Source organism: Glutamicibacter sp. FR1, assembly GCF_047300825.1.
In the GTDB taxonomy this organism is placed as follows: Bacteria; Actinomycetota; Actinomycetes; order Actinomycetales; family Micrococcaceae; genus Glutamicibacter; species Glutamicibacter nicotianae.
The window spans coordinates 37233-61137 of record NZ_CP178604.1; the positions used below are offsets into that span (position 1 = coordinate 37233).

General features: G+C 62.2%; 24 protein-coding genes. 13 read left to right on the forward strand and 11 right to left on the reverse strand.

The features are described 5' to 3' along the window. The first annotated feature begins 106 nt into the window (after positions 1-106). From ACLQ8T_RS17095 to ACLQ8T_RS17125, 7 genes are all read left to right on the forward strand, one after another. Positions 107-454, forward strand: a complete 348-nt coding sequence (locus ACLQ8T_RS17095) for a quaternary ammonium compound efflux SMR transporter QacE delta 1 (RefSeq protein WP_000679427.1) — start codon at positions 107-109, stop codon at positions 452-454. After that, the gene (gene sul1 / locus ACLQ8T_RS17100) at positions 448-1287 is read left to right on the forward strand and encodes a sulfonamide-resistant dihydropteroate synthase Sul1 (protein WP_000259031.1); all 840 of its coding nucleotides are present in this window, start codon (positions 448-450) and stop codon (positions 1285-1287) included. The genes ACLQ8T_RS17095 and sul1 overlap by 7 nt, the downstream gene beginning before the upstream one ends. Positions 1288-1414: 127 nt before the next feature. Then, complete coding sequence (locus ACLQ8T_RS17105; protein WP_000376623.1) at positions 1415-1915, forward strand: GNAT family N-acetyltransferase; 501 nt, start codon at positions 1415-1417, stop codon at positions 1913-1915. 269 nt (positions 1916-2184) lie between these two features. After that, positions 2185-2949, forward strand: coding sequence for an IS6-like element IS6100 family transposase (locus tag ACLQ8T_RS17110; RefSeq protein ID WP_001389365.1), 765 nt, complete (start codon positions 2185-2187; stop codon positions 2947-2949). A 146-nt stretch (positions 2950-3095) separates the two neighbouring features. Continuing rightward, complete coding sequence (locus ACLQ8T_RS17115) at positions 3096-4202, forward strand: tyrosine-type recombinase/integrase (RefSeq protein WP_064846256.1); 1107 nt, start codon at positions 3096-3098, stop codon at positions 4200-4202. Continuing rightward, positions 4199-4531, forward strand: a complete 333-nt coding sequence (locus ACLQ8T_RS17120) for a helix-turn-helix domain-containing protein (RefSeq protein WP_064846257.1) — start codon at positions 4199-4201, stop codon at positions 4529-4531. Before ACLQ8T_RS17115 ends, ACLQ8T_RS17120 begins: the two co-directional genes overlap by 4 nt. 2 nt (positions 4532-4533) lie before the next feature. Beyond that, positions 4534-6030, forward strand: coding sequence for a recombinase XerD (locus ACLQ8T_RS17125; RefSeq protein WP_413456529.1), 1497 nt, complete (start codon positions 4534-4536; stop codon positions 6028-6030). Here ACLQ8T_RS17125 and ACLQ8T_RS17130 read toward each other — a convergent pair. From ACLQ8T_RS17130 to ACLQ8T_RS17145, 4 genes are all read right to left on the reverse strand, one after another. Beyond that, positions 5958-6867 (reverse strand): IS5 family transposase gene (locus ACLQ8T_RS17130; RefSeq protein ID WP_239464072.1). Its coding sequence is split into 2 segments (ribosomal slippage): positions 5958-6497 and positions 6499-6867, totalling 909 coding nucleotides; the frame shifts between segments, so codons are not numbered across the junction. The two genes, ACLQ8T_RS17125 and ACLQ8T_RS17130, sit on opposite strands and share 73 nt — an antisense overlap. 92 nt (positions 6868-6959) lie before the next feature. Next, positions 6960-8228: an MFS transporter gene (locus tag ACLQ8T_RS17135; RefSeq protein WP_204677730.1), complete on the reverse strand. Its 1269-nt coding sequence runs from the start codon at positions 8226-8228 to the stop codon at positions 6960-6962. Further along, a complete protein-coding gene (locus ACLQ8T_RS17140) occupies positions 8225-9880 on the reverse strand; it encodes an ABC-F family ATP-binding cassette domain-containing protein (protein ID WP_107862438.1) in 1656 nt (551 codons plus the stop codon). The genes ACLQ8T_RS17135 and ACLQ8T_RS17140 overlap by 4 nt, the downstream gene beginning before the upstream one ends. Positions 9881-10161: 281 nt before the next feature. Then, entirely contained in the window at positions 10162-10386 is a 225-nt protein-coding gene (locus ACLQ8T_RS17145; protein WP_239464251.1) for a hypothetical protein, read from the reverse strand. A gap of 312 nt (positions 10387-10698) precedes the next feature. On the opposite strand from ACLQ8T_RS17145, the gene ACLQ8T_RS17150 reads away from it, so the two are divergent. Then, on the forward strand, positions 10699-10896 hold the full coding sequence (locus ACLQ8T_RS17150) for a hypothetical protein (protein ID WP_146160863.1): 198 nt from the start codon (positions 10699-10701) through the stop codon (positions 10894-10896). Positions 10897-11129: 233 nt separating this feature from the next. Here ACLQ8T_RS17150 and ACLQ8T_RS17155 read toward each other — a convergent pair whose 3' ends face one another. The 4 genes from ACLQ8T_RS17155 to ACLQ8T_RS17170 all read right to left on the reverse strand — a co-directional run bounded on the left by ACLQ8T_RS17155 (position 11130) and on the right by ACLQ8T_RS17170 (position 17239). Then, entirely contained in the window at positions 11130-11339 is a 210-nt protein-coding gene (locus ACLQ8T_RS17155; RefSeq protein ID WP_413456530.1) for a hypothetical protein, read from the reverse strand. Positions 11340-11538: 199 nt separating this feature from the next. Continuing rightward, the gene (locus ACLQ8T_RS17160; RefSeq protein WP_081473272.1) at positions 11539-12486 is read right to left on the reverse strand and encodes an abortive infection family protein; all 948 of its coding nucleotides are present in this window, start codon (positions 12484-12486) and stop codon (positions 11539-11541) included. 25 nt (positions 12487-12511) lie between these two features. After that, positions 12512-16027, reverse strand: coding sequence for a MobF family relaxase (gene mobF / locus ACLQ8T_RS17165; RefSeq protein WP_040504913.1), 3516 nt, complete (start codon positions 16025-16027; stop codon positions 12512-12514). 642 nt (positions 16028-16669) lie between these two features. Then, positions 16670-17239, reverse strand: coding sequence for a TetR/AcrR family transcriptional regulator C-terminal domain-containing protein (locus tag ACLQ8T_RS17170; RefSeq protein ID WP_010154754.1), 570 nt, complete (start codon positions 17237-17239; stop codon positions 16670-16672). 38 nt (positions 17240-17277) lie between these two features. Here ACLQ8T_RS17170 and tet(33) point away from each other — a divergent pair, with 38 nt between their 5' ends. The 5 genes from tet(33) to ACLQ8T_RS17195 all read left to right on the forward strand — a co-directional run bounded on the left by tet(33) (position 17278) and on the right by ACLQ8T_RS17195 (position 21767). Beyond that, on the forward strand, positions 17278-18501 hold the full coding sequence (gene tet(33) / locus ACLQ8T_RS17175) for a tetracycline efflux MFS transporter Tet(33) (protein ID WP_204677787.1): 1224 nt from the start codon (positions 17278-17280) through the stop codon (positions 18499-18501). A gap of 324 nt (positions 18502-18825) precedes the next feature. Further along, the gene (locus ACLQ8T_RS17180) at positions 18826-19035 is read left to right on the forward strand and encodes a hypothetical protein (RefSeq protein ID WP_204677726.1); all 210 of its coding nucleotides are present in this window, start codon (positions 18826-18828) and stop codon (positions 19033-19035) included. A gap of 492 nt (positions 19036-19527) precedes the next feature. After that, positions 19528-19581, forward strand: coding sequence for a chloramphenicol resistance leader peptide (locus ACLQ8T_RS17185; RefSeq protein WP_011113070.1), 54 nt, complete (start codon positions 19528-19530; stop codon positions 19579-19581). 21 nt (positions 19582-19602) lie between these two features. After that, positions 19603-20778: a chloramphenicol efflux MFS transporter Cmx gene (gene cmx, locus ACLQ8T_RS17190; RefSeq protein ID WP_047217927.1), complete on the forward strand. Its 1176-nt coding sequence runs from the start codon at positions 19603-19605 to the stop codon at positions 20776-20778. Then, positions 20778-21767: an IS481-like element IS5564 family transposase gene (locus ACLQ8T_RS17195; RefSeq protein ID WP_167380529.1), complete on the forward strand. Its 990-nt coding sequence runs from the start codon at positions 20778-20780 to the stop codon at positions 21765-21767. The genes cmx and ACLQ8T_RS17195 overlap by 1 nt, the downstream gene beginning before the upstream one ends. Before the next feature lie 1021 nt (positions 21768-22788). On the opposite strand, the gene nrdH is transcribed toward ACLQ8T_RS17195, so the two are convergent. From nrdH to ACLQ8T_RS17210, 3 genes are read right to left on the reverse strand one after another with little or no spacing between them, the layout of a single operon-like run. Further along, positions 22789-23013: a glutaredoxin-like protein NrdH gene (nrdH, locus tag ACLQ8T_RS17200; protein ID WP_204677721.1), complete on the reverse strand. Its 225-nt coding sequence runs from the start codon at positions 23011-23013 to the stop codon at positions 22789-22791. Positions 23014-23030: 17 nt separating this feature from the next. After that, positions 23031-23198 (reverse strand): hypothetical protein, encoded by a 168-nt coding sequence (locus ACLQ8T_RS17205; protein ID WP_204677719.1) that lies wholly within the window; start codon positions 23196-23198, stop codon positions 23031-23033. Between the two features lie 52 nt (positions 23199-23250). Then, positions 23251-23637: a hypothetical protein gene (locus tag ACLQ8T_RS17210; RefSeq protein WP_204677717.1), complete on the reverse strand. Its 387-nt coding sequence runs from the start codon at positions 23635-23637 to the stop codon at positions 23251-23253. Between the last annotated feature and the right edge of the window lie 268 nt (positions 23638-23905).

Consider the following 23905-nt stretch of genomic DNA (forward strand, 5'->3'; position numbering starts at 1 on the left):
AGATGCACTAAGCACATAATTGCTCACAGCCAAACTATCAGGTCAAGTCTGCTTTTATTATTTTTAAGCGTGCATAATAAGCCCTACACAAATTGGGAGATATATCATGAAAGGCTGGCTTTTTCTTGTTATCGCAATAGTTGGCGAAGTAATCGCAACATCCGCATTAAAATCTAGCGAGGGCTTTACTAAGCTTGCCCCTTCCGCCGTTGTCATAATCGGTTATGGCATCGCATTTTATTTTCTTTCTCTGGTTCTGAAATCCATCCCTGTCGGTGTTGCTTATGCAGTCTGGTCGGGACTCGGCGTCGTCATAATTACAGCCATTGCCTGGTTGCTTCATGGGCAAAAGCTTGATGCGTGGGGCTTTGTAGGTATGGGGCTCATAATTGCTGCCTTTTTGCTCGCCCGATCCCCATCGTGGAAGTCGCTGCGGAGGCCGACGCCATGGTGACGGTGTTCGGCATTCTGAATCTCACCGAGGACTCCTTCTTCGATGAGAGCCGGCGGCTAGACCCCGCCGGCGCTGTCACCGCGGCGATCGAAATGCTGCGAGTCGGATCAGACGTCGTGGATGTCGGACCGGCCGCCAGCCATCCGGACGCGAGGCCTGTATCGCCGGCCGATGAGATCAGACGTATTGCGCCGCTCTTAGACGCCCTGTCCGATCAGATGCACCGTGTTTCAATCGACAGCTTCCAACCGGAAACCCAGCGCTATGCGCTCAAGCGCGGCGTGGGCTACCTGAACGATATCCAAGGATTTCCTGACCCTGCGCTCTATCCCGATATTGCTGAGGCGGACTGCAGGCTGGTGGTTATGCACTCAGCGCAGCGGGATGGCATCGCCACCCGCACCGGTCACCTTCGACCCGAAGACGCGCTCGACGAGATTGTGCGGTTCTTCGAGGCGCGGGTTTCCGCCTTGCGACGGAGCGGGGTCGCTGCCGACCGGCTCATCCTCGATCCGGGGATGGGATTTTTCTTGAGCCCCGCACCGGAAACATCGCTGCACGTGCTGTCGAACCTTCAAAAGCTGAAGTCGGCGTTGGGGCTTCCGCTATTGGTCTCGGTGTCGCGGAAATCCTTCTTGGGCGCCACCGTTGGCCTTCCTGTAAAGGATCTGGGTCCAGCGAGCCTTGCGGCGGAACTTCACGCGATCGGCAATGGCGCTGACTACGTCCGCACCCACGCGCCTGGAGATCTGCGAAGCGCAATCACCTTCTCGGAAACCCTCGCGAAATTTCGCAGTCGCGACGCCAGAGACCGAGGGTTAGATCATGCCTAGCATTCACCTTCCGGCCGCCCGCTAGCGGACCCTGGTCAGGTTCCGCGAAGGTGGGCGCAGACATGCTGGGCTCGTCAGGATCAAACTGCACTATGAGGCGGCGGTTCATACCGCGCCAGGGGAGCGAATGGACAGCGAGGAGCCTCCGAACGTTCGGGTCGCCTGCTCGGGTGATATCGACGAGGTTGTGCGGCTGATGCACGACGCTGCGGCGTGGATGTCCGCCAAGGGAACGCCCGCCTGGGACGTCGCGCGGATCGACCGGACATTCGCGGAGACCTTCGTCCTGAGATCCGAGCTCCTAGTCGCGAGTTGCAGCGACGGCATCGTCGGCTGTTGCACCTTGTCGGCCGAGGATCCCGAGTTCTGGCCCGACGCCCTCAAGGGGGAGGCCGCATATCTGCACAAGCTCGCGGTGCGACGGACACATGCGGGCCGGGGTGTCAGCTCCGCGCTGATCGAGGCTTGCCGCCATGCCGCGCGAACGCAGGGGTGCGCCAAGCTGCGGCTCGACTGCCACCCGAACCTGCGTGGCCTATACGAGCGGCTCGGATTCACCCACGTCGACACTTTCAATCCCGGCTGGGATCCAACCTTCATCGCAGAACGCCTAGAACTCGAAATCTAACGTCCGTTCGGGCATCGAGGTCCATGTCGGGGTGGGACGGGCCCGTGGCTTCAAGATCACTTGCAGTCCGACCGCGATGTCTTGGTTGCGCGAGAGGTTGTCGATATGGCTCTGTTGCAAAAATCGTGAAGCTTGAGCATGCTTGGCGGAGATTGGACGGACGGAACGATGACGGATTTCAAGTGGCGCCATTTCCAGGGTGATGTGAGGCTCTGTTGCAAAAATCGTGAAGCTTGAGCATGCTTGGCGGAGATTGGACGGACGGAACGATGACGGATTTCAAGTGGCGCCATTTCCAGGGTGATGTGATCCTGTGGGCGGTGCGCTGGTATTGTCGCTATCCGATCAGCTATCGCGACCTTGAGGAAATGCTGGCGGAACGCGGCATTTCGGTCGACCATACGACGATCTATCGCTGGGTCCAGTGCTACGCCCCGGAGATGGAGAAGCGGCTGCGCTGGTTCTGGCGGCGTGGCTTTGATCCGAGCTGGCGCCTGGATGAAACCTACGTCAAGGTGCGGGGCAAGTGGACCTACCTGTACCGGGCAGTCGACAAGCGGGGCGACACGATCGATTTCTACCTGTCGCCGACCCGCAGCGCCAAGGCAGCGAAGCGGTTCCTGGGCAAGGCCCTGCGAGGCCTGAAGCACTGGGAAAAGCCTGCCACGCTCAATACCGACAAAGCGCCGAGCTATGGTGCAGCGATCACCGAATTGAAGCGCGAAGGAAAGCTGGACCGGGAGACGGCCCACCGGCAGGTGAAGTATCTCAATAACGTGATCGAGGCCGATCACGGAAAGCTCAAGATACTGATCAAGCCGGTGCGCGGTTTCAAATCGATCCCCACGGCCTATGCCACGATCAAGGGATTCGAAGTCATGCGAGCCCTGCGCAAAGGACAGGCTCGCCCCTGGTGCCTGCAGCCCGGCATCAGGGGCGAGGTGCGCCTTGTGGAGAGAGCTTTTGGCATTGGGCCCTCGGCGCTGACGGAGGCCATGGGCATGCTCAACCACCATTTCGCAGCAGCCGCCTGATCGGCGCAGAGCGACAGCCTACCTCTGACTGCCGCCAATCTTTGCAACAGAGCCCGCAGACACGCCGTTGACCAGCACGTATACCCTTGGCGTCTCATCGGATGCATCATTGACTCATTGGATGCAACCGCGGAACGAGGTGTCGGATGCACGTCGACGGTGTGGGTCGGGTCTCGGTGGTGCCCTCGCTGCCGGTCCTTCGGCCCGAGGAGCAGGTGCTCCAGCTCATGCTGGACGGCTGGCGCAACCAGCAGCTCTCCAGGAACCTGCAGTTCGCGACGATCGAGCAGCGGCTGCGCTGTGTGCGCCGGTTCGTTGAGCACATGAACGAGGATCCGTGGAACTGGACGCCGGCGATGGTCGAGGAGTTCTCGGCCGACCTGCGCACCGTCCGACACGTCTCTCGCTCCACGCTGCGCAGCTACCACTCTGCGCTTCGGGCGTTCACGAGCTACGTCAGCAACCCCGACTACGGATGGGACCGGGTCTGCGAGCAGTACTTCGGCACCCACCCGGCGCAGGTCTTCTTCGACTGGAACTCCGCACCGCACGTCCAGGAGTACGACGGCGGACCCACGAAGCGTCCCTACACGCGGTCCGAGCTCGATCGACTCTTCGTCTACGCCGACGATGAGGTCGAACGCATGGGGCGGTCGGGACGCAAGGGCTGGCAGGCGGCCTATCGCGATGCGGTCATGATGAAGATCGCCTACGCCTACGGCCTCCGCTTCAACGAGTTGCGACACCTGCAGCTCGTCGACTTCGCCCGCAACCCGCATGCGCGCGAGTTCGGCCGGTTCGGCGTCTGCAAGGTCCGCTACGGCAAGTCAAAGCGCTCCTCGCCCTACAAACCCCGCAGCGTGCTCACCGTCTGGCGATGGACGCCTCCGATCCTCGAGGACTGGCTCGCCAACGGTCGCGGTGAGCCCGACACACTCGACCTGTTCCCCAGCGAACGCGGCGGCCTGGTCGGAGAACCGGCGCTGCTGCGCCGGCTACGCCGCTACTGCGACGAGCTCGGACTTTCGGACGGGCTCGATCTGCACTCGTTCCGACGCTCCTACGCTACGCATCTGTTGGAGGCTGGCTGGGACCCACGGTTCGTCCAGGACCAGATGGGGCACGAGTACGCCTCGACGACCGGCATCTACCAGTTCGTCGGCGACGAGTTCCGGCGCAGCACGCTCCGCAGCGCTCTCGACAGGACCGTCAACGAGGCCCTGGCCCGCACCACGAAGGATGGAACACCATGAAACGCAAGGTCGACTACCAGTGGCGCCTGGCCGAGCTGATGGCGGCCAGAGGTCTGCACAACACGACCGATCTCATCCCGCTGCTCGGCGAACGGGACATCACGCTCTCCCGACCGCAGGTCTACCGCCTCGTCAATCAGCGGCCGGAGCGCGTCTCGCTCCAAGTTATCGCCGCACTCTGCGACATCTTCGAGTGCACACCAGCCGATCTGGTCACGACAACCGCCGCGGACGTCCGGCGCCGGAAGACCGCGACCGAGCCCGGCTCCAACGTCGTCAGCCTCGACCGATCAGTTCGACCCCGGCGCGCGAACATTCTCGACGAGTAGGGATGGCTGCCGTGGCGAGTCGAGGACCAGCAGGCCTGTCCCCCCGCTCCACCATCCAGGGTCGTCCACGCATCACCTCGACGACCGGGAACCCGTGCGCACGCTGCGGCCGCAAGATCCCGCGGGTCGCCGTCACATGGCCGGAGGGCCGGCTCTGCAACATCTGCTACTACAACGCCGTCCACACCCGAGGCGTCTGCCCGGAGTGCCTCCAAGACCGCCTGCTACCAGGACCCGCAAGCGCCGGCGGCGGTCCGATCTGCGCGACCTGCGCGGAGATCCCCCACGACTTCCATTGCGACAGCTGCGACACCGAAGCCGGGCATCACCGAGGGCGGCTCTGCGCCCGATGTGCGCTTCGCGCCGACCTCCACCAGGTCCTCGGCGGCGAGCCGGAACACCCCGCTCTGCGCGGTCTGGTCGACGCGCTATGCGCATCCGAGCGACCCGAGTCGATCCTCGTCTGGAAGCGATCCCCCAAGGTCCAGACGCTCCTGCGTGGCCTTGGCGACGGCACGATCCCGATCTCCCACGAAGGCCTCGACGCCGTTCCCGGCAAGCCGACCGAACACATCCGAGCACTCCTGCAACATCACGGCCTACTCCCCTACCGCGATGCCTACCTGCACCGATTCGAGGAGTGGATCGCCGTCAAGTTAGAAGGGCTCCCCGCCGAGGTCCGTCAGCCCGTCCAGCACTTCGCGACCTGGCACCACCTACGCAACATCCGCGCCAAATCCGAAGCAGGCGCCAACACGCACGGCCCGGTGCACTCAGCGAAGCAAGAGATCACCGAGACAGTCAAGTTCCTGACCTGGCTGCACCAGACACACCACCGCACCGCCGCGACCTGCACCCAGCAAGACGCCGACGAGTGGCTGGCAGGCGGACCGACCACTCGCACCATGATCAGGAACTTCTTCCAGCTCGCCAAGAAGTCCCGCTTGAACACCGGTGTCACGGTCGCGCATCGCACTCCCCGATCGAGCCCGTCCCTGAGCCAGGAGCAGAGACTTGCCTGGATCCGCGAATTGCTCACCGGGACCAGCGAGTCACTCCCCTACCGCGTCGCCGGCATGCTCCTGCTCCTCTACGCGCAACCACTGGTCAAAGTCGTCACTCTGACGACCGAGGCCATCGCCGAGAGCCCTCACGGCATGAGAATCCAGCTCGGCCGCCATCCAGTGGACGTGCCTGAGCCGTTCGCCAACATGATCCGCCAGCACCGCGATGCTCGGCCCAACCTCCGGACAGCGGCAGGGACGGACAGCCCCTGGATGTTCCCAAGCATCCTCGCCGGACGACACCTCCACCCCAACACCGTGATGGACAGACTGCGAGCCCTCGGCGTGAACCTCCTCGGCGCCCGCAACAGCGCCCTCGGCGAGCTCGTCCTCCAATGCCCACCGTCGCTAGGGCGTGTCTCTTATATCCGTAGCCAGACCAGAATCGCTGCCAACACCACTCCCGCACGATACGTGACCGCAAGCTTGTCATAACGAGTCGCAAGCCCCCGCCACTGCTTCATCAATCCAAACGCCCGCTCGACCACGTTGCGATCTTTATACTTCTCAGCATCGAACCCCGGCGGGCGCCCACCCGCGCGACCCCTACGCTTCCTGGCAGCGATCTCGTTAGATTTCTCCGGAATCACAGCAGTGATGCCCCGCTTACGCAGGTACGTGCGGTTCACTCGTGACGTGTAACCACGATCAGCAAGCAGCGACTCGGGGCGCGTCCGCGCGTTCCCCGACCCGGTTCTTGGCACTCGAATATCGCCGATTACTTCCTGGAGCATCGCGCCGTCGTGACGTTGCCCACCCGTGACCACAATCGATAATGGGCGGCCATGCCCATCGACCGCGAAATGCACCTTCGTGCTCAACCCTCCGCGCGATCTCCCTATCCCATGACCTTCCGGTTCAACCTCGCATAACGGCAGATTCTTGTAATTCGATAGAGCCCCCTGTGTCCTGGTCCGGACGCGGAAGGTTCGTGCCGTGCTGGTGAGCACGGCTGATCGTCGCGTCAATCGACACGTTCCAGTCAATATCACCTACGGCATCGGCCTCGGCGAGGATGTGCGCGAATACGCGGTCCCAGGTGCCGTCGGTTGCGTAGCGGCGATGCCGCTTCCAGACGGTCTGCCAAGGGCCATACCGGTCAGGGAGATCACGCCACGGGATTCCGGTCCGGTAACGGTAGATGATGCCTTCTACGACGCGGCGGTTGTCACTGAAGGGACGGCCTTTACGGCCTTCGTTCGATGGCAGGAGTGGTTCGACTCGTTCCCATTGCGCATTCGTGAACTGCGTAAATCTAGACCTTTGTGCCACGACTCAATCATGGCGCGTGCACACAACTAGATTTAGGAGACACGCCCTAGCTGAGCGAGAGGTCAACCCCAGACGCAGTTTGCCCGGCTGAGTCACCCCTCAGCCACATCCAATGGATGCTTCTCCTCCGTGTGACGCATGCGCCCGGCCAGCAATGCGATCAACGCGAGAGCTGGCGGAATGACTCCCGCAATCACAAAGATGATGGGGATGGGAACCAGTAGTGAGAGCGGCCCCGCGATGGCGATTGAGACCGGCATGAACGCGATCGAAACGAAGAAGTCGAGGCTGGCGACTCGGCCGATCATGTCGAGCGGCACCAACCGTTGCAGCAATGTTCCCCACACGACAACGCCAGCCCCGGTGAGTGCACCGACGACAAAGAGCGCGGAGAGCATGAGGATCAAATTGTCGGCAACGCCAATGACCACAAGAGGTAGTGTTCCTCCACCCCAGCACAGGATCATAAACGTCAAGTACCGACGTGGAAGCTTCAACGACGACACGATCAGCGAACCGACAGCCCCACCTATCCCATATGCGGCCAGAAGAAACCCGAAAGTAGCTTCAGCATCCTCGAATCGGTCGCGGGTGAGGAACGGGAGGAGAACTTCGATCGGGCCTTGGACAATGAGCGCAAGCGACGACCCGAAGATCAGCGTCCAAAGCAACCAGCGTGTACGAGCCACGTAGGCAACCCCCGCACGAAGGTCACCCCAGACGCTCGGGCGATCCTCGGGAGAAGTGGGCTCAGTGTGTTCGTCACGGCGGCTAAGAAACAAGGTGATGACGAAAGCAATCGCGTACGAAGCCGCGACGATGACCGCTCCGATAGCGGGGAAGAACATACCGACGATGACTCCACCGAGGGCCGGGCCCAGCCCTTGCCCCATCGATGGACGGAGCGCCCCTTCGAGCCCATTCGCGGCCAGGAGCTGCTCCGGCGGAAGGACCACAGGTAGGTAAGCACTGTACGCAGGGTAGAAAAAGGCGCTCCCGGCACCCATCGCGAACGAGGCTGCGGCGACGTGCCAAAGTTCGATATTACCGGTGAGCGACAGGACCGCCACGGCGGTCATGATCGCGGCCGTTGAGCCCTGCACTGTGATGAGAATCCGCCGTTTGGAGAACCGGTCGGCGACAACCCCACCGAGAACGGAGAAGGAGAACAGGCCAAGACTCATTCCGGTTGCGACCGCCGACAAGGCAAGTGGGCTGTCATCGAGTGCGAGTACTTGGAAGACCATGACGATCGTCCACATACCGGTCCCGAATACCTCGATGCCGACGGCGGCAAACAGGAGACGGTAATCACCTGATGCCAATGGGCGGAGTGCGCGGAGCTTGATGGTGTTGCTCATACCAGCGCCTCGCCTTCAGCCATCGCCATCAGATGGTCATGAGGCCATTGGGCGACATCGCGCAGGAGTTGCCGGTCGTGGGTCGACAGTACGACGGCCGCTTGGGTAGCCCCGAGTGCCTCGGTGAGTTCGTCAACGAGCGCGATGGAGAGGTGGTTGGTGGGTTCGTCTAGCAGTAGCACGTGCGGGCGTGCCGCGAGTACGAGCGCCAGATCGAGGCGTCGTTGTTGACCCATCGACAGTTCACCCACTCGTTTGCCTGCCTCGCGCGATCGCAGCAGTCCAAGTTGACCGAGACCGACCGTCTCAGATGACTGCAGCGTTCCTTGACCGACGAGTTCGTCGAGGTGACGGGCGTATATCTCGTTCGCCCGGCGATCCGGCGGCAGCATCGTCTCCTGACGAAGAAAACCCAAACGCGTGCCACGGGATGTCCGCACTGTTCCCGTGTCTGGCAGTAGTTCGCCCGCCGCGATACTCAGGAGCGTCGACTTTCCGGCCCCGTTCGAGCCGGTGATCACGAGCCTGCCGCGGTGCGAGAGTTCGAACGACACCGGCTGCGCTAACCTCCCGGCAAAGCTCACGTTGTCGACGTTTAGCAGCACCGCCCCTTTTCGTGTGGGCAGGTCGGGGAACTGGAACAGTTGCGGTGGTTCTGGCACCGTCACCGCGTGTGCTTCGAGCGCTTCCTGGCGTCGGTGCACGCTCTGCACCAGCCCGCCCGCGCGCGTCGCGCGGCCGTGCTTCGGTGACCCCTTCTCCGGTCGCCACCCCGACACCAGCCGATTCTGCGCAGCGCTGAGACTCTCCTGCAGCCGCGATTGCTCCTGCTGCTGACGCTCGTACTCCTGCTCCCAGCGTTCCCGCTCGGCCAGGCGCCCTTCTCGGTATCCCGCATACCCGTTGCCGTAGATGCGGGGGCGATCATCAGGTGTCGGATCGAGGTCAACAACCGTCTCCGCAATGTCAGAGAGCAGCGCGCGATCGTGGCTGACGATCACGACACCACCGTTGCGCGCGCGGAGTTGCGTGGTCAAGAAATCAAGTCCGCTGCGGTCGAGGTGATTGGTGGGCTCGTCCAGCAGTAAGAAATCATCTTCAGCCCCCAGCAGGCAGGCCAACCGCACTCGGTATCGCTGCCCCACAGACAGATCAGAGAGCAACCGCGTCGTGTCGGTTTCGGCGTCGAGTGCTTCGAGCGCGATCTGTACGCGGCGCTCGGCATCCCACGCGTCGAGCGCTTCAGCACCTTCCAATGCCGCGGCATACTGCTCTGCGGCCTCGTCACTCCCATCCGCAAGAGCAGCAGCAGCGGCGTCGAGCGCGGCCAGCGCTGCGAGCGGTTCAGCGATTGCCTCCGCGACGGCCTGCCCAACGGTGCGGTTGTCAGTGGAGTTCATCTCTTGTTCAGCGAGCCCGAGTGTGCCGATGCGCTGGATCGTTCCACTATCAGGTACCAGCGTGCCCGCGAGCGCGTGCAGAAGTGTGGTCTTTCCGCGCCCGTTCTCTCCGACGATCGCCACACGAGACGCGGGAGTGACGACGAGATCGACATGGTTGAGCACCGGGGTTACGCCTCGCATTACGGAGACGTCAGAAGCGGTGAGTTGCGCGCGATGGCGCGCCGGATGACGGTTAGTAGGGGTAAGCATTCAAATCCTTCAGCAAGGCGCACCACGACAAGCCGAACAGCAAGCGGGTACGCGAATGACGGCGACCCTCCATGGGGCCAGAACAAGCGGCCGCCGCAAGCTCGGAGTTACTCAACGAGCACGGTAGGCCTACTCAACCATCACAGGAAGTACAAATGCATACCGTCAATTCTACCCCACACTCACACGGCACCAACGAATCGGGTGCCGACAGCGGCTCCGGAGGCTTGATCGGTCTGATTCGGCCGCACTATCGGCGCCGCTGTCGCGGTCGGTCGGAATCAGTTCAGTGCCAGCTCGGACACTTTCTCGCCGTCACGCCGTTCATCGAGTTCCTTTGCACGCACGCGACACAAGATGATCAGGCTAATGGGTCCAAAAGCGATGAATTTCATCGCGTTCCACAGGCTGAGGAGGACGAGGAGATTCAGCCATGCTGGTCCGCCGCCAGCGGCCAAAGATGAGCACCAAAGCGCAAGGCCAAGGTATGGCAGGGTGAGGAGCATGGCAGGAACTCCCCACTTCAGCCCACGCCGACTCCGGACCCACCGGAGCACGATGTTGCTCGGTGCGTAGCGCTGCAGGAGCGAATAGATGAAGCTCGTAATCGCCAAGACTGGACGAATCATGATGGGCCTCTCGTCACACGTCGTTCTCCGTCGAGGAAGCAGTGTGTGATCGAACACCCAGAAGGGCCGCACCGGAGGGCCCGCAGAGTTGAGAACCTGCTTCAACCTCCAGGGTACGCCGGCATTCCGATCGATGAAAGGGCAGCTCGCGCGTACCTCCTGAGCGATGCACAGCGAAGGAGGCTTTCCATGCCAACGCTCACTGCCCTCGCTAAGGACGAAAGAACAGCTCGCCAGCTATTGGCCGTGACCGGTTCACCGGGTGACATCTCAACCGGTGCGCTTCTCTCCCGAGTTGGCGCGGTTGAGGCAATCGCTCTGATCGAGCGCGACATCGCCGTCCCAGGAATGGATGCGGTCGAATCGGCCGTCTGGCTACGGATATAAGAGACACGCCCTAGTCGCCGACGCACTCGGCTACAGCCACCACGTCGCCTTCCTCCACGCCGAAAAGTCCGCAGAACCGTGGGCCCGATATGCGGCCCGCCACGCGGGCGACCAGCGATAGCCGGCGACCACCACGATCTGCCCAGCCATGCTCGCGTTCAGTTACACCAGGATGGTCTGGCCGTCGGCCTGCTGGATGTCCAGCAACAGATGCCCGCGCCCGCGGCTCGTCCTCACCACGGAACCGAACCCAGGGCACGACATGCGCCCGGGCATGCCGCCGCGGTCAGCGCGCTCCGGTGGCACGAAGTGGTGGCCACCGGAGCGCACTGGGTCAGTGTCTGCTGTCCTCGATAGGTGTCAGCATGACAAGTACGGCTGCGGCGGCGCAGGAAGATGCGGGTGCGGACGCTGGCGTTCCACAGACGCTGCATGAGATTCATGATGGCCTCACTTTTCACACGGGAGCACTTCGATGTGGCTGGTCCTGTGTGGTGAGTGCCCCGAGGCTTCTTGGGGCGGTCTGCTCCGCCCGACGTCAGGCTTCGCGCGTGGTCTGTCCTGCCATTTCGCAGTCTACGCTGCTCGGTTGGAGTGCGGAAGAGCGGTGGAGTTCCGCTTGCGGATTGGAGTGGAGAAGCGTCAGAAGGAGGAGCCCAGCGCAGCCTTTTGCTCATGGGAGGTTTCGTGCCAGGTGTCGGCGATGAACTGCGCGACTGCAACAGTCGAGTTGAACACGAGGCGTGCATGTCGTGGAGTCGCGGGGCTCTCGTTGACGGAGCCATGCCCGTCGCCGATTGAGTTGCGTGCCTCCGCGACGGACTGCACGAGAGTGGAGAGGGCGCGCATCGCTTTGCGGAGGGCGTCGCTGCCGCGCTTGCTGCCGTCTACCGCGTCGGCATTGATCGCGAGTGCCGATGCGGTGCTTGCGAAAAGAGCCGGGAGCTCGTCTCGTTCGGAGAACTCGATATCCAGATCCGTGAGCACGATCTTGCACTGGCTCTCGAGGAGGTTCTTGCAGGAGGAGATCGCCGCAGCGGGATCTGAGCTGAGGTCGCGGTTGATTAGATCGAGGTGACGGCGCAGCACAGAGTTCTCGGTGAGGTCGGGCGTCTTGGCGAGCGTTAGCTCGGTTGGGGCGTAATACGCGGAAATCTGACGCCAGCCATAGATGATGCGATCTCCGAAACGGTCTGTCTCGATGAGCTCATACCCATCTCGGCGGAGGGTGTCATTGTAGGCAGCGACCATCGCGGCAGCGGCGTCTGGATCGTCGCGGACAATGGGATGGACTGTCTCGGCTAAGAAGTTGAGGAACGTCTCGTCGCTGCCGTTACGAAGCTGGAAACGGTCGTCGTTGAAGACCCAGTCATCCTCCCAGTCCCAGTTGTTCACCATGTGCTGGTAGATGTCGCCGCTGGCAGTGCGGTACCTGTGGTCTCTGCTCGGCAGCTCCTCCAAGTCGTAGAGCCGGGCGAGGAACTGCGGATGCTGCAGCCGCCCCGACCAGTCGTACTCGGAAAGCGAGAGCCAATCGAACACGTTTGAGCGCGTCTGGCGAGAGATCCGCGCGCGGTTCGTTGGCGTCATGCACTAAGAATATCGGCCGCATACATCAGGAAATCGACCGCCTCTGACTCCGTCTGGACCGCACTTCCTCCGGGGAGTGCTCGGTCTGCTGAAGGCTCACGAGCACGCCCTGGGCGCGTTCGTAGTCGACGCGCTGAGCATCGTCGCCGGGCACCGCTCCGAGTGGGCTGCTCGAGGTGACGCCCCACCGGTCGCGGTACGCAATGACCGCCCGTGCCGCAGCCTCACCCTCTGCGGGAGCGGTCTCGTCGAGTCCCGTCAACCAGGGCTCTGGCTGCTTGAGGAGCTTCTCGACCAGGGCATCGATGCGCTGCTCCATGAGCTGCTCCCGCTCGTCGAGGGCTTGCCTCATCGCGGGATCGGTGATCCCGGTCGCGCGCGGGACCAGGCCGGCGATCATCCTGGCGGTCCGCTGCGGAGCAGGCTGGTAGGCCGCCGTGATGCGCTGGAGCCTGTAACGCAGCAGCGACCCGAGATCCTGCACCTCGTCCAGTCCTCCAACCTGGATGATGCGCGGGAGAAGACTGTCGATGTCGTGCCCGTCGGCTTCGAGCCTGCGCAGCTCGGTGGTGAGGATCCCGAAGGCGTCTGTCTCGACGAGCTCGTCGATCGTCTCCGCCGTGAGGCCTCCGGCGTGCAGGAGGGCGATCCAGCGTTCCTGTCCGGCGACTTGTGCGATGGTGTCGTACTCGGCCGCGAGTTGCTCGAGTGAGCCCCAGAAGTCCTGCTCCACGGTGATCGTGTCGTGTGCGGAGAGCTCTGCGCCAGGGTGCTGCAGGATCCCGTAGAGGATGCTCCGGGCGGTGTTCTGCAGGTCCTCACGGTGCTGATGCTCCTCGAGGTGATGCTCGTCGGTGGCGACGTAGACGCGGTTGGATTCGCGGCCGCGGGTCATCGCGACGTAGAGGGATTCTCGGGTCACTTCCGGTGAGTGGACGACCGCGTGTGCGGTGTCGACGGTGGCCCCTTGGGCACGGTGCGCGGTGACGGCGTAGCCGAGGTCGACGTGCTCGGCGACGTAGCTCACGGGCAGCGTGATCGTGGTGCGCCGCTTCGATCCTGCCCGCCGCACGGTGAGGGATCCGTCGTCGTTCGCATGGGCGACGTGCCAGCGGTCGCCGTTTTTCACCCAGCTTCGCCCGAGCGAGAGGCGCCGATTGTTCTCGCGGGTGATGATGAGATCTCCGCGGGAAACTTCGTTGCCGTCATGGAGTTTGACGCCGTCCACAGCGACGTCGCCCTGGAGGATTCGGTCGGTGCGGGCGCGGGTGTTGAGCGCAGAGACCGTGTCGAGGGTTTCCGCGATCAGCACCGTGCTCTTTCCCGCTGCGAGGTCTGTGCGCCAGGCTTGGTAGGCGGCTTCGAGAATCTCGTCATATCCGCCCGGCGTGACGCGCTGGTGCGCAATGTAGGTATCGATGACGTCGGTGTCGCCGATCCGCAACTGCAGGGACGCCTGCTTCTCCCAGTCGTTTCGGAAGCGACGCACATCGACCAGTTCCGGGGCGTCGCCGCGGTCACGCACGAGCATCCCGAACGCGCCGCCCGCGTCCACCGCTGCGAGTTGCGCCCAATCGCCCACGAGCAGCACTTTCGCGCCGACCTGCTGGGCGTGACTGGTGATGGCATCGAGCGCGAACGTGCCACCCAAGGAGGCTTCGTCGATGATGACGAGCTGTCCGCGCGTGAGGTTCCATTTCCCGAGGCGATGCTCATGCAGCCACTTCGCCGTGTTCTCCGTCCCGATCTCCAGATCCCCGGCGAGGACGTCGGCGGCAGCGGCCGAGGGCGCGAGCCCGGTCACCGAGCCTGGCCCGTAGCGTCGCTCCCAGGCTCGGCGCAGGGCACGCATCGTTGTGGTCTTCCCAGTCCCTGCGGGGCCGACGAGTACGTCGAGGACGCGGCCGGAGACGCCGATCTTCGCGATCGCCTGCTCCTGGTCCACCGACAGGGTGTGCCCGTCGCGGTTCTTCGTTCTGGCAGCGTCCTCGATCCATGCCAGCGGTACGGTCGGCGCCGACCGATCATTCGACGCGCCAAGGAGTCGGTCTTCTGCCGCGAGCACCTGCTCGGAGGAGAACACCGTTCCGGCTTTGGGTCGGAACACGCTCGACCCGTCCGCGCGACGAAACAGCGAGGGGCTCTTCGCGAGCTCGGGCGGAGTGAGGCGCAGCGAGACCCGTTCTGCGGCATCGACGATCTGCTGGGTGATGACGTCCCGGTCGTTCGCGGACGCGAAGCGGAGAGCCATCGTCTGTCGCACGGCCTCCGCGTGGAGGTTCCACCGTTTCCACGTCGCTCGCCGGTCACCGACCTGCTGCACCACGACCTCGGCGACCTCCTCGAGATCCTCCAACGGGATATCGTCTGCCCGCAGCAACGGTTCGTGCTCACTACCGGCGAGCAGTGCCGACGCCCAGGTTGGCGCGTCCTCACCCAGCAACGCGGTCGCGCGTTCTCGCCACTGGGAGGTGAGATCGCTGAGAGAGTGCTGCTGCTTCGGGGGCCGAGTCTCGAGCGTGGCCTGCTGCCGGAACTGCCACACCAGCTTCGGGGACGGCTGCCTCCCGTGCTTCGAGACGTAGTCGTCGACCAGCCGGTCTTTGACCTGCTCGATATCGCGAGTACGGGAAGAGAACTCGTCCATCAGCTCCTGCGGCACGCCAACGATCTCCCACGCCGTGGAGCGCCCCGCACCGCGCTCACGGGCTTCCCACCCGACGCCGAGGATCTGAGTGAGATGGTCCGAGAGGACCGCGTTGTAATGCTCCGATAGGCCGGTGACGGCGGCGTGGATAGCGCGAGAATCGAGCGTGCGCCACTTCCCGTCATGAGCTGCTTGCACGCGGTTGGCGACGACAATGTGCGTGTGGAGTTGTGGATCCGCGGCCCGAGAATCGTAATGATCGTAGGCAGTCGCAATCACACCCCGCACGTCGACTTGCGCGACGGCGCCACGCGCCCCTTTCGCGCCGACCCTGGTCATCGCGACGTCGCGCTCGAGTAGGGCGATCATGTCTCGGATCGCTGCGTGGTGAGCTTGGGCAATGAGTGCTTGCGTGCCGCCGTCGGCAACTGCCCAGAGGGTCGAGACGGACTTCGGGACCGAGAACGTGAGATCGAACCCTGCGACCGGCGCATTCGTTGGCTTCTGTGCTTCCTCCGCCTCGATCAGCGCTTGCTGCGCGGTACGCTCACCTGCGGTAAGGGACTTCGGGAGCTGATCGAGGCGGCGCTGCGTCCGCTCGCCCGCGGTGGCAAACTTTCGGTACGGACGCCCCAGTTGCTCGCCGCTGTTCGGATCCTGCCCGTGCCCCATGAGGCGCCGTAACTGCTCCTCGCTCACCGAGGCACCGACGGCGATCTCTCCGGCGAGTCCTGGGAGGCCGGCCCCGAGCCAGATGCCGGGAGGCGTTCCTGCTTCAAGGTAGTACCTTGTCAGCGCTGACGACGCATCGCGATCCCCGTCGCCAGCGACAACTGCGTTCAGCAGGTACCGGTACCCGTCCCCAGCGGTCATGACCCTGATCGAGATCGTCACACTGGGCAGGTGCGCCGCAGATCTTGGGATCTACCCTCGGAAGGCGGAGAGCGCGATGTTTGCGTCAATGCAGGGAGATAGCGAAGAGCGCGCTTCAACGGAGATGCTCGAATGGGTCCACGACGGATTGGACTCCGTGGTCGCGGCAGACGTAGACGATTCACACGCCGTACCCGTCGGCGCCGCTCGGCTCGGGGTCGCATTCTGCGCGGCAGACGTTACAGAGCCGGTGCTCGTTGCTCCCCCAGACCGTGACCTCGATATCGTCGGGGATCTCCATTCCGTCGAACTCCATATGCGGAGGTTAGCTGTCGCGGATTGAGTCGTGTCAAGATGCGGCACCGATGCTAAACCGCCGTTACCTATGGTCATCGCGCCGGTCACGCACTCGACGCTTAGTTCTTGAGGTACTCGAGGACGGCGATGACGCGCTTGTTTCCTGTGCGCTCGTTAAGGTCGAGCATGGTGAAGATGCTGCTGATGTGCCGTTCCGCGATCGCGACGCGACATGCATACGGTCCCTGATTTGCTCGTTAGTGAGCTCCGTAGCCATGAGCAAAACGTCAGTATCGCGGAGGAGCTGCTGCGGGAGCGGGAAAGGATTGACCTTACTGACGCAGAGACCCAAAGCGCGAGCATCCCTCATCGCTTTGATGCCAGCCCTTCAACCATTGCAACTAACCCGAACTCGAAATCTAGGTCTTGATCGACAGGCTCACATCCGTTGTCGAGCGCTGTTTGTTCTTCTAGTACGAAACCGACCGTATAGCGGCTGATAGCCATGAGAGCTCGGACCGCAGAGACCTCAGCGAATCCTTCGGACACGAGAAACTCGATCTGACTTTCGGGGGCATCCGAGCCCGCTGGCATCTGGTCACTCTTTTGACGGTGAAACTCTGCGTGCAGCCGTGCTCCATCCCGGACTGCCAGAAGCGCTGTCCGGAAGCTCCGCGCGTTGCGCAGGAGAAAGTCGTCCCAGCGCTCCCCTGACTCTGGGAGTGAGGCGTGGTGTTCGCGATCAAGCACATCAGCTGCGAGCGATCCGAGCAGGTGGCCCTTTGTCCGAAAGTGCCAGTAGAGCGCTGGCTGCTGCACCCGCAGATGCGCAGCCAGTGCCCGCGTGGTGAAACCGTCGATCCCCGTGTTATTGAGCACATGCCTCGCACCGCGCAAGACTGCTGCACGATCGAGTCGCGCTTGTTTCTGAGCCATGCTTGCACTTTATCATCGATAACTTTATCGTTGATAAGGTGTCATCTCTCACTTCCGCTCGTGGCTCGTTGGCCACGGTCCTCATCACGGCTAGCCTCGACGCCGCCGGCATGGGCCTGGTGATGCCGATTCTCCCCGCACTGCTACACGAGGCAGGGGTCACCGCTGATGCGGTTCCGCTGAACGTCGGAGTGCTGATCGCGCTCTACGCGGTAATGCAGTTCATCTTTGCCCCCGTACTGGGAAGACTGTCGGACCGATTCGGCCGCCGCCGGGTGCTGCTTGTTTCCCTGGCCGGTGCGACCGTCGACTATCTCGTGCTCGCCACGACATCCGCTCTGTCGGTGTTCTATATCGCCCGTGCAGTGGCTGGGATAACCGGAGCGACCAATGCGGTCACCGCCACCGTGATCGCCGACATCACGCCACCCCACCAGCGCGCCAAGCGTTTCGGTTTACTCAGTGCCTGCTATGGCGGCGGAATGATCGCGGGGCCAGCCATGGGTGGACTGTTCGGTGCCATCTCGCCACATCTGCCGTTTTTGCTCGCTGCTCTTCTCTCAGCGAGCAATCTGGCACTCACCTTTATCTTGTTACGCGAGACCCGTCCTGATTCCCCTGCGCGCTCTGCGTCGCTCGCTCAGCATCGTGGTCGCCCCGGCCTCAGCGCGGTGCCTGGGATTACCTTCCTATTAGTCGCATTCGGCCTTGTTCAATTCATTGGGCAGGCTCCAGGTGCGACCTGGGTGCTGTTTACTGAACACCGCCTCGACTGGAGTCCCGTCGAAGTTGGAATCTCCCTGTCCGTCTTCGGGATCGTACAGGTTCTCGTGCAGGCCCTCCTTACTGGCCGCATCGTGGAGTGGATCGGTGAGGCAAAAACAGTCATCATCGGGTGTGTTACCGACGCCTTGGGTCTCGTAGGCCTGGCGATTGTCACTGACGCATTTTCCATGGCGCCTATCTTGGCGGCACTGGGGATCGGTGGCATCGGCCTCCCCGCTCTGCAAACCCTTCTCTCCCAGCGCGTCGATGAACAGCACCAAGGGCGCCTCCAGGGTGTGCTCGCCAGCATCAACAGCGTCACATCGATCTTCGGACCGGTCGCTTTCACAACGATCTTCGCGCTCACTTACATCAACGCCGACGGCTTCCTCTGGCTCTGCGCCGCAGCACTCTACGTGCCCTGCGTGATTCTCATCATGCGTGGTACAGCAGCGTCCCCGAAGTTCGGCTCATGGGCGAGCGGCGACTCGATGTGAGTTGTGAGACGTGAGCAGGAGCAACACGGCGGCGACACTGCTTCGCCATGGCCGACTAGCGAGACGGCGCCACCGGGAAACTCGGCATCATCTACCAAGGACAGGTCAGCTGGGAGCCTGATAGACCCATCGAAATGTGCGTGCCGATCGCGGAGAAAGGCCGGGCGCATCGGATCGAGCCATAGCACCATGAGTCTTCACGGAAGTGCGTTGACGGAGACTTCGTTGTGAACCGGGCCAAGGGAGAGCTGGAGGCCCTCTCCGAGTGGCTTGCCGATGACATGAGCTGGACGCTCATCGAGAAATCCACACACAGCGGCCCCAGTGCAGCCCGAGAGGTGCGCCCGCCGTTCTCCCGAGCGGGTGGAGGTCATTTCTGTCGTCACCCACGGACGACGCGCTTCCTGCGACGGCTACCTCGAGGCTGGAGGAATGCGCGTCCGTTTCAGCCATGCGTTCCGCTTCGTCAGCACCCCCAAGACCGCGATGATCGCAGAACTGCGACGCTACTGCATCGAGACGCAGGTTGACTGAGGCCTGTGCGGACAGCACGAACGACCCTTAAGCCCGTAATCTGGGAACCGCAGAAACTACCCGATCGAAACGCAACTACTTTGCCGGCCCTACGGGGTTGGCTCGCGGTCGTCGTCCTTGGCCGCGACCGTGCGCAGGAGGTGCTTGTAGCCATCCCTCGCGATCATCACGCGCATCGAAACCGTCACGACGCTACTGCCTTCGACGATCAGGGGAGCGGGGACTGATCGCGGACGCGCTGTCCACTTTGGTTAAAAGATTGCGCCGCTGTAGACGACCGCCATCTAGATGTGATGTCTAGGGACGTTGTTCTGGCCCCCGCCCGTAATGACACCGTGCCGATTCAAGAAGTATCTGTCCAGACCGCTCGCCATTGAAGGCATGTTAGAGTTTAGGGCATGTCGAGTCCCGAATCAGACAGGTCAGGGGTTGTCGGTCACACCGCCAGCCCCTTGAACCACTAGTTACGACGCCCACGATCTGTGTGGGCGTATGTCTGGCGTACCCGGGGCGCTGGCCGTGGTGACAAGAAGAACCATTTCTTGATCTCACACCTCGGAGTACTCGATGCCTTTTGCCCTCTACATGCTTGCCCTGGCGGTCTTCGTCATGGGCACTTCAGAATTCATGCTCGCGGGATTGCTCCCCGCGATCGCGACCGAACTTGACGTCTCGGTCGGCACTGCGGGCCTGCTGACCTCCGCATTCGCAGTCGGTATGGTCGTCGGCGCGCCAGTGATGGCGGCATTCGCTCGCCGTTGGCCACCGCGGCTCACATTGATCGTTTGCCTTCTCGTGTTCGCGGGAAGCCACGTCATCGGAGCGATGACACCAGTGTTCTCTCTCCTGCTCATCACCCGGGTGCTCAGCGCTCTCGCAAACGCAGGATTCCTCGCCGTAGCACTGAGCACGGCCACTACCCTCGTGCCAGCGAACCAGAAGGGGCGTGCACTGTCGATCCTGCTCTCCGGCACGACGATCGCAACCGTCGTGGGCGTCCCCGCCGGGGCACTGCTCGGCACAGCGCTGGGCTGGCGAACGACGTTCTGGGCGATCGCCATCCTCTGTATTCCCGCGGCCGTTGGAGTCATTCGTGGCGTCACGAACAATGTTGGTCGGAGCGAGACTAGCGCGACCTCACCAAGGCTCCGTGTCGAGCTCAGCCAGTTGGCGACGCCGCGGCTCATCCTGGCCATGGTACTCGGAGCGCTGATCAACGGAGGGACCTTTGCGGCATTCACCTTCCTGGCACCCATCGTGACCGAGACCGCGGGCTTGGCCGAAGCGTGGGTGTCCGTCGCGCTGGTGATGTTCGGCATCGGATCGTTCCTTGGCGTCACGATCGCAGGACGACTATCAGATCAACGACCTGGCCTCGTGCTCGCAGTCGGCGGACCGCTATTGCTGACAGGCTGGATCGTGTTGGCAGTGGTCGCATCTCATCCCGTCGCGCTTATCGTCCTCGTCCTCGTTCAGGGATTCCTGTCGTTCGGCGTCGGCAGTACTCTGATCACGCGTGTGCTGTATGCAGCATCGGGTGCGCCAACGATGGGCGGTTCGTACGCAACCGCAGCATTGAATATCGGAGCTGCAGCGGGGCCCGTGCTTGGTGCGCTCGGGCTCGCGACCGGGCTGGGGCTGCTCGCGCCGGTTTGGGTCGCTTCGGTGCTGACAGCGATCGCTCTCGTCATCATGCTTCTCACCAGACGCGCGCTTACGAAGACCGCGGCGGAGGCCAATTGATGACCCATCCGAACGCTCTTCTCACTCCTCGTGCCCGTCTCCGGTTAGCCCGGCTGATTGTCGAAGACGGCTATCCGGCCACGATCGCCGCAAAGATGTTCATGGTCTCCCCGATCACTGCCCGGAAATGGGCAGGCCGCTACCGGGAAGAGGGTGAGTTTGGGATGCAGGATCGCTCCAGCAAGCCGCACCGGATCCCAGGCAGGACGCCCGAGCATGTCAAGAAGAAGATCATCAACCTGCGCTGGCGGCTTCGACTGGGGCCAGCCCAGATCGCTGCGCGACTTGGTCTCTCGACGTCGACTGTTCACGCGGTCCTCGTCCGTTGCCGCGTGAACCGCCTCTCGCATATCGATCGTGTCACTGGCGAGCCATTGCGGCGATATGAGCATCCTCATCCGGGATCGTTGATTCATGTCGATGTCACGAAGTTCGGCAACATCCCCGACGGCGGTGGACATCGTTACGTAGGTCGGCAGCAAGGCGCACGGAACAAGCTCGCGACTCCGGGATTACCACGAGGAAAAGATCACAAGCCGCGCACCGGGACGGCGTTCGTTCACACAGTCATCGACGACCACTCCCGCGTCGCATACGCAGAAATCTGGTCGGATGAGCAGGCGAGCACAGCGGTGGGAGTTCTCGAACGCGCCGTGGCCTGGTTCGCCGAACGAGGCGTGACCGTCGAGCGAGTCCTATCCGACAACGGGTCGGCATACAGATCCCACGCATGGAGGGACTTCTGCGCTCGGCTCGGCATCCGACACAAGCGGACACGCCCCTACCGGCCGCAGACGAACGGGAAGATCGAGCGATTCCACCGCACGCTCGGGGACGGCTGGGCCTATGCCAGGTTTTACGGTTCAGAGGCCGAACGACGCCTGGCGCTGCCCGGCTGGCTCCACTTCTACAACCACCACCGACACCACTCTGCGATTGGCGGCGTACCCTTCGACCGACTCAACAACGTCCCTGGACATCACAGCTAGGTCTCGGCCGGCCTTCACATGGAACGTTCCGGCAAGCCATCCGGCGACTTCCTCGGTCACTTCCCCGGCTTCGCGGTAGATCGCAATCTGGACAGCCATTTCATGGCCGATCTTGGGGGCGATTTCCGCAAGGTCGGTTCCCATGTTCCTGATTTCGGCCACTCGGGCTCCTGCGATGGCCTGCACCTCGATGCTGGATTCTTCGCAGTGCTCGATGTCCTTGGCGCGCAGTGGGTTCTTGCCGATCAGTCGGTGCTCGAGGGTGATGGCTTCGGCTTCAACCTCTGCGTAGGGAACTGCGTCGGTTCCGTCACCATGGAAGTCCTGGATTTGGCCGTTGGCAACGAGCACCGCGCGCCGAATCGGTGCGCCGACCTCCATTAGTAGGTCTTCCAGTGCGTCGTACTGGGTGCCCTTGAGCTGTCCTCGCTCGTCGTAAGCAACCAGGATAGTTGCGTCGATGGCGTTGCCAGCGGACACCTTGCCGAGGATTCCGCGAATTGCGTTGATCCAGTGGGCTACCTGCCCATCGGCCACGAGGTCGACGCGCAGGGTGGCCAGCACGGCACCCTCGGTGCAGAGCATAAGGGCTACGGATTCTTGCGGGTCGAACTTGAGGCTGGCGCGAACGGCGGCTGCGATGCCTGCGTTGCTTGAGATGCTAGTCATTGTGACTGCCTTTCCTTGGTTTTCAACCGGGGCTCTGCCGGGCTTTCCGGTGGAGTTCCTATCCCCTGTTGATACTTCAATTCTAGCAGTTTGCTAGCTTGCTAGCAAGCTAGTTTGCTGTTTTTCTTGAAAGATTTTTGCTAGCTTTCAAGCATGGTAGAAAACTTGCCTTACAGGTCAACGCAACATTTGCGCATGATTGCATGGGTTCCCCTTGTTCCGATACATGCCAAACTGCACGTCTGAAAGTTCTGTCAGGGGTGGGCTTTAGCCCATCGCGTAGCGACGCGCAGCGCCCTTGACTGGGCTTTCAGACGTGCAACAATCGGGCATCGGGGCAAGGAAAACCCGCTTAGAGGCTCTCGATCTTATCCGGCCGGAATCCTGACCAGTGTTCTTGGCCTGTGACCACTACCGGGGCTTGCATGTATCCCAATGAGCGGACATATTCGAGCGCTTCGGCATTCTTGCTGATGTCGATTGTCTGGTACTCGACACCTTTTTTGTCTAGAGCCCTGTAGGTGGCGTTGCACTGGACGCAAGAAGGCTTGCTATAGACGGTGACGGGGTTTTTCATGGCTTTTCTCCTGGGCGCTAGTCCTGGGCTTCAAGTGCGGTGATTTCTTGGGGGCTGAGCTTATAGGCGAAACTGCATTGCCCGAATTCTGCTGCTGCTGCGGTTGCTTCTTCTTCAGTGCCGTAGAAGCCGAGGATCTGAGTCGCTGGGCAATTGAGTACGGCATATGGGGCGACTATGGCCATTGGGGATCTACTTTCAGGGGTAGGTTGCCCCGCCTTTCGGCGGGGCTGTCAGCTAGTCGTTGGGAAGTCCGCGATATTTTGCGGGTAGCTTCTCAAATTCTTCGGGAACCCATTTAGGGCCGTCGCTTTGTCCGGTTTTCCAGAAGAAATGCGCGTCGCGGTCTATGGCTTCCTTGCATGCTTCCACGTTGTCGAAATACTTGGTGGTAGTGTCACCTTCGACGTAAAGACCATAGCCGAAGTGGCGATTTCCCTTGGTATCCGTGGCCTGACGGGCGAAGCCGATGATGTAGGGCCATGCGCCGAAGTCGTAGCCTTCGCCTCCCCACTGCGAGATGACCGTCCAACCGGCCTTCTCGGCCGTGTCGATGTAGTCATAGCCGTCCCCCGTGCGGTCATCGCATGGCAGGTTCGGGCCAGTGAATACGGTGCTAGTCATTGTGACTGCCTTTCCTTGGTTTTCAACCGGGGCTCTGCCGGGCTTTCCGGTGGAGTTCCTATCCCCTGTTGATACTTCAATTCTAGCAGTTTGCTAGCTTGCTAGCAAGCTAGTTTGCTGTTTTTCTTGAAAGATTTTTGCTAGCTTTCAAGCATGGTAGAAAACTTGCCTGACAGGTCAACGCAACATTTGCGCATGATTGCATGGGTTCCCCTTGTTCCGATACATGCCAAACTGCACGTCTGAAAGTTCTGTCAGGGGTGGGCTT